The 1,778-nt window shown below is 75.1% G+C and carries 1 protein-coding gene and 1 pseudogene; one reads left to right on the plus strand and one right to left on the minus strand.

Annotated elements, in window-relative coordinates; translation table 11 throughout:
- Nucleotides 1–1,487: hypothetical protein (locus AB8Z75_RS34295; protein WP_369208956.1), on the plus strand; the 1,487-nt coding region annotated here is incomplete at its 5' end.
- On the opposite strand, the pseudogene AB8Z75_RS34300 reads toward AB8Z75_RS34295, so the two are convergent.
- A pseudogene (locus AB8Z75_RS34300) lies at nucleotides 1,441–1,778 on the minus strand (hypothetical protein); the annotation flags it as partial. The gene AB8Z75_RS34295 and the pseudogene AB8Z75_RS34300 sit on opposite strands and share 47 nt — an antisense overlap.

Here is a 1,778-nt window from a genome sequence, read left to right on the forward strand (position 1 = left end):
CCACCGCCCCCCGCGCCGTCCTCTCCCGCGCCCTCGCCATACCCCTGGTCGCGGCGCTCGTGGCGGTGCTCCCCGCCGCGGTCGCCACCCAGCCGGGGCCCGGGCCCCACGACGCGGTCTACTGGCTGCAGACGGCCACCTGCGCGTACGCGGGCACCCGCCTGGCGGCCATGGTGCTGACCGCGCACCGGCGCCTGATCCAGGGCGCCTTCTGGCTGTTCGGCTACATCGCGATGGGCATCGCCCCGCTGGCGCAGACGGTGCTGGACCGCACGCCCACACCGGTGGTGGGCCCGCGCTCGGACACCGTGCTGGCCTCGGCGCTCGTCCTGGCCGGAATGGTGGCCTTCGACGTGGGCGCGCTGCTGGCGCGGCACCGTCCGCCGCTGCGCGGCCGGATGCAGGAGCGGCGCAGGCCGCACGCGCGCGTCCACACGCGCCGCCTGTACGCGCTGTGCGCGCTGGCGCTGGCGTGCAGCGGCCTGCTGATCGGCGAACTGGGCGGGCCCGCGGTCTTCTTCTCCAACCGCGAGGAGATCAGGGAGAGCCTGGGCGCCGCGCACGCGGAGGCCGCCTCGCAGGCCGGCTCGGCGTTCCTGCGCGGCTTCGGCACCGTCCCCGCGCTGCTGGCGCTGCTGTTCCTCACGCGCTGGCTCGTGGTCTCACGCGCGGCGCGGCGCCGCCCGCTGGTGCCCGTGCTGTGGCTGGCGATGCTGGCGCTCAACGTCGTCGTCAACAACCCGGTCTCCAACCCGCGCTACTGGTTTCTGACGGTGCTGTTCTCGCTGCTGTTCACCGCGTTCCCGCGCAGCCCGGTGATGTACCGGGCCGCGCTGGCCACGGGGGTGGCGATCGCGCTGGTCGTCTTCCCCTTTGCCGACCGGTTCCGCTACGAGGAGGGCACCGACCGGCCCCGCCAGTCGACGGACTCCCTGCTGGAACCGCTCACCATGAAGGACTACGACCAGGTGGGCATGCTCGCCAACACCGTCACCTTCGCGGCAGCCGGGGAGGGGCACAGCTACGGGCGTCAACTGACCGGCACCGCGCTGTTCTTCGTGCCCCGCTCCCTGTGGACGGACAAGCCGCACGACCCGGGCACCCGTGTCGGCACGTGGATGGGCATGCCCTACCCGAACCTGTCCTCCCCGCTGTGGGCGGAACTCTGGCTCGACTTCGGCCCGTTCGGCATGGCGCTGGGCTTCGCCGCCGTCGGCTACGGTGCCGCGCGCGCTGACCGGCGGTACGCACGGCGCACGGCGGAGGACGGCTCCGCCGCCGCGATGGCCCCACCGGGCCCGCCCGGCAGCCGGGCCGGGCCGGGCAGCATCACGGCCGTCGTCGTGCCCCTCCTCGCCGGATACAGCTTCATCCTGCTGCGCGGCTCGCTGCTCCAGGGCATGGGCCGGGTGGCCATCGCCGCGCTGTGCGTCCTGTTCGTCACGACACTCCGCGAGGACCGCCGGCCGCACGGCTGGGCACCGTGACGGCCCCGGCGTCCGCCCGCTCCCCCGTACGAAGCACCCGTGCGGCCCGCAACCAGCTCGCCGCCCCCTTCGCCGCCGAGCCCGCGCACAGGCCCCAGGCGGCGCCCAGCACCCCGCCGAGCGCGTACCCGCCCAGCATGCAGCCGACGGACGCGGCGGAGAAGACGAGCTGGATCGGCAGTGTGGTGCGCGGACGCAGCACCCGCAGGGCCAGCAGCCCGCACGTGCCCAGCGCCATCGCCGCGTACTGGCTGCCCGTCGCGGGCAGCAGCCGGGACGCCGCCCCCCACG

It is taken from the genome of Streptomyces sp. PU-14G (assembly GCF_041028275.1).
Taxonomy (GTDB): domain Bacteria; phylum Actinomycetota; class Actinomycetes; order Streptomycetales; family Streptomycetaceae; genus Streptomyces.